Annotated in this window: 2 protein-coding genes and 1 tRNA gene; 2 read left to right on the top strand and 1 reads right to left on the bottom strand. The window is 34.4% G+C overall.

Annotated elements, in window-relative coordinates:
- Nucleotides 1–1,098 precede the first annotated feature (1,098 nt).
- Nucleotides 1,099–1,180, bottom strand: a tRNA-Leu gene (locus IRZ78_RS25855).
- A 109-nt stretch (nucleotides 1,181–1,289) separates the two neighbouring features.
- Here IRZ78_RS25855 and IRZ78_RS25850 point away from each other — a divergent pair.
- Nucleotides 1,290–2,678, top strand: a complete 1,389-nt coding sequence (locus IRZ78_RS25850; protein WP_194620453.1) for a dipeptidase — start codon at nucleotides 1,290–1,292, stop codon at nucleotides 2,676–2,678.
- A gap of 553 nt (nucleotides 2,679–3,231) precedes the next feature.
- Nucleotides 3,232–3,654, top strand: coding sequence for a hypothetical protein (locus IRZ78_RS25845; RefSeq protein ID WP_228520628.1), 423 nt, complete (start codon nucleotides 3,232–3,234; stop codon nucleotides 3,652–3,654).
- The last annotated feature ends 74 nt before the right edge of the window (nucleotides 3,655–3,728 follow it).

Below are 3,728 nucleotides of genomic sequence, written 5' to 3'. Positions count from 1 at the left end.
AACTGCGTTATTGTGAGTGCAAAAATACAACAGAAGTTTGATTCTGCAAGGGTTTTTGCGAATAAAAATTGAAATATTTTTAATGAACTGATTTTAAAGAAATTCCAAACCTTTAAAATTCCAAATTCCAAGCAAATCTTGACCGCTTTGTGAAAGCGCAGAATATTTACTACTATTTTTCGTATAAATTTCAATGTGTTGTTTTTAAAACATCGTCAATATTTTCAATTATTGAGACATAATTATTTATCACGATCATAACAATTAGTTTCCCGTGGTTAAAACCACAGACTATAATTGAAATCCGATAAAATGAATTTTAATATTCTCTTTATAATCAAACAAATTAGAACCTATTCGTACCAACACATCTTAAAACTCCAAAACGGAGCTTTTATATAATGTACTTCAATGTATTTATTTCGGAATTGTAAAATCTTTCGAAAGTAAAAATTTGACTCATGAAATACCCCTTTTTATTCAACATACAACAACAAGAGCTTTAAAATACACATCATGCCTAATAATTCAAAACATTTTATACTCATTAATAATTTATAAATTATCTGCGTAACAATGTATTAAATCAATAGAAAAAGCGCTTATACCAGAATAAAAATTTAATATTTGTAAGGATAAGTATATAGTTTTTCAAAAATAAACGAATACTTATTTAATGTTTCAGACATAAATTCCAAGTGTCTTAAAATGATTGGGATATTAATCAAACAAAAAAAACAATAGATCATGTTGAAAAAATTAAACTTAAATGGCGCTGTAGAATTAACCGTTAATGAATTAAAATCTATTAATGGCGGAAGTAACTATCCTGGATGTCCTGTACCAGACACGTCTAAAAATTGTTTTAGCGGACCGTCTTATTGCCCAAATCCAGACAAGTTACCAGTATGTGTTAAGCAAAGCGACCTTCAATAGATAATAATACTTTAAATTCATCAATTTGAATTACAACAGAGAGGGAATTAATTCCCTCTCTCTTATTTTTAACAATCTTCATGTTTATCAACAACTTTAGGAACAAAAACTCAAAAGCATATAAAAAGAAAAAAGCTTCTGATTTCTCAGAAGCTTTTTCAGTGCGGATAATAGGACTCGAACCTACACGCCTTGCGGCACCAGATCCTAAGTCTGGCATGTCTACCAATTTCACCATATCCGCTCAATTGTGGGTGCAAAGATAAACATAACTTCTAGATTTCAAAACATTTTTTGAAAAAAAATATTAATTCTCTTTTTCGTATTTTTGAAATTCTATAAAAATTATTTCAATGGAAAATATTAAGTCCTACGTTCAACAACATAAAGATCGCTTTATCAATGAGTTGATCGAATTATTAAAAATTCCGTCGGTAAGTGCCGACACTGCATATTCGCAAGATGTTATCGATACTGCCGAGGCGGTAAAGGAAAGTTTATCAAAAGCAGGCTGCGATTTAGTCGAAATTTGCGATACTCCGGGCTATCCAATCATTTATGGAGAGAAAATAATCGACCCAAATTTACCTACAGTTCTTGTTTACGGACATTATGATGTTCAACCACCAGATCCAATCGAATTATGGACATCGCCACCATTCGAACCCGTAATCAAAAAGACTGAAATTCATCCGGAAGGCGCAATTTTTGCTCGTGGCGCTTGCGATGACAAAGGACAAATGTACATGCACGTAAAAGCTTTGGAGCTTATGGTGCAAACCAATACTTTACCTTGTAACGTAAAATTCATGATCGAAGGCGAAGAAGAAGTAGGTTCAGCAAGTTTGGCCTGGTTCGTAGAACGCAATCAGGAAAAACTAAAAAACGACGTAATCCTAATTTCTGATACCGGAATGATCTCCAACCAACAACCGTCGATCACGACAGGTTTACGTGGTTTAAGTTATGTAGAAGTTGAGGTTACAGGTCCAAACCGCGATTTACATTCAGGTTTATACGGTGGGGCAGTAGCGAACCCAATCAATATTCTGGCAAAAATGATTGCTTCTTTGCATGACGAAGACAATCATATTACCATTCCTGGTTTCTACGATAAAGTTCAGGAATTATCTGCTGAAGAAAGAGCCGAAATGGCAAAAGCGCCTTTCAGCTTAGAAAAATATAAAAAAGCCTTAGACCTAAACGATGTTTACGGCGAAAAAGGATATGTAACCAACGAACGCAACTCAATCCGTCCAACATTAGACGTAAACGGAATCTGGGGCGGATACCAAGGCGAAGGAGCAAAAACCGTTATTGCGAGCAAAGCTTTCGCTAAAATCTCGATGCGTTTGGTTCCTAATCAGGATTGGGAAGAAATCACAGAATTGTTCACCAAACATTTCACCAGCATTGCTCCGTCCGGAGTTACCGTAAAAGTATCGCCGCACCACGGTGGGCAAGGTTATGTTACGCCAATTGACAGCGTTGGATATCAAGCGGCAAACAAAGCTTATACAGAGACTTTTGGAGTTCCTGCAATTCCGGTTCGTTCTGGAGGAAGTATCCCAATTGTAGCCTTGTTTGAGAAAGAATTAAAAAGCAAAACCATCCTTATGGGCTTTGGTTTAGACAGCGATGCGATTCACTCACCAAACGAGCACTTCGGAATCTTCAATTTCTTAAAAGGAATCGAAACTATTCCGTTGTTTTACAAATATTTCGTAGAGCTTTCTAAGTAGTTTAACCGCAAGGTCGCTAAGGTTTCGCAAAGCACGCAAAGTTTATTTTCCTGACAGGTTTCTAAAACCTGTTAGGTATTAAGATACAATCCGTTTATTCTTTAAGAGTAAGCGGATTTTTTTATGGGCGTTTCTTACGGTCGGGCTATCCGCTATATCTTTTTGTTTTTAAAGAAAAAACAAAAAGGATATCGCTCCTATCCCTAACACTTAAAGAAGATTCAAAGGTTTAAAAAGGTTCAAAGTTGCAAAGGCTCAAAGTGACAAAGGTTTTTCTCATCAGAATTGAATAGCCTCCAGCTTTAGCTAGGGGATTTTTTTAGATGAAAAGAATTGGCTTTAGCCAAAATTTTTAAACGCCTGAGAAATTATTCGGCTAAAGCCATTTTCTGCGCATTTATTTTAAACCCCAGCTAAAGCTGGAGCCTATTCAACGTTCGGCAAACTTGAAACCTGAAACCTGAAACAAAAAAAAAGCTTTTTTCTTGCACATTAAAAAAATAGATCTACATTTGTAGAGCAACATCTATGAATGTAGAGTCAAAATAAAAATATGAAAAACCTTCTTTTACTATTTTTTTGCGGAATGATGCTTTTAAGTTGTAAAAGCAAACCTATCAATCAAAAGATTGATAAAAAGAAAGAAGGTCTTTGGGTTGATAATTATGAACAAGATAGTACGACATATAAATCGTTCGAATACTATAAGAATGATCAGCCGGTAAAAAAGTGGAAATCCTACATCAACGGAAAAATCTACAAAACCGAAAAATACAAAAACGGAATCTGTACCGTCAAATATTATTATGAAAACGGAAAACTACAATCAAAAGGAAAAACAAAAATCGAAGTCAATGCCGTAGAAACACATTGGTTCTATTTTGGAGATTGGAAATTCTATTCAGATAAAGGAAAATTAACCGAAATTAAAAAATACAATAACGGCGATTTAATTTCAGAAAAAGCAATAGAATAGGCCACGGGTTTAGCGGATTAAACGGATCTACGCGGTTTTTTTTAGAATATAGAATATAGAATATAGAATATAGA

The sequence above is a fragment of the Flavobacterium sp. CSZ genome, assembly GCF_015350725.1.
Lineage (GTDB): Bacteria > Bacteroidota > Bacteroidia > Flavobacteriales > Flavobacteriaceae > Flavobacterium.
Note: the sequence above shows the minus strand (reverse complement) of the source record. Positions and strands in the feature narration are given on the sequence as shown.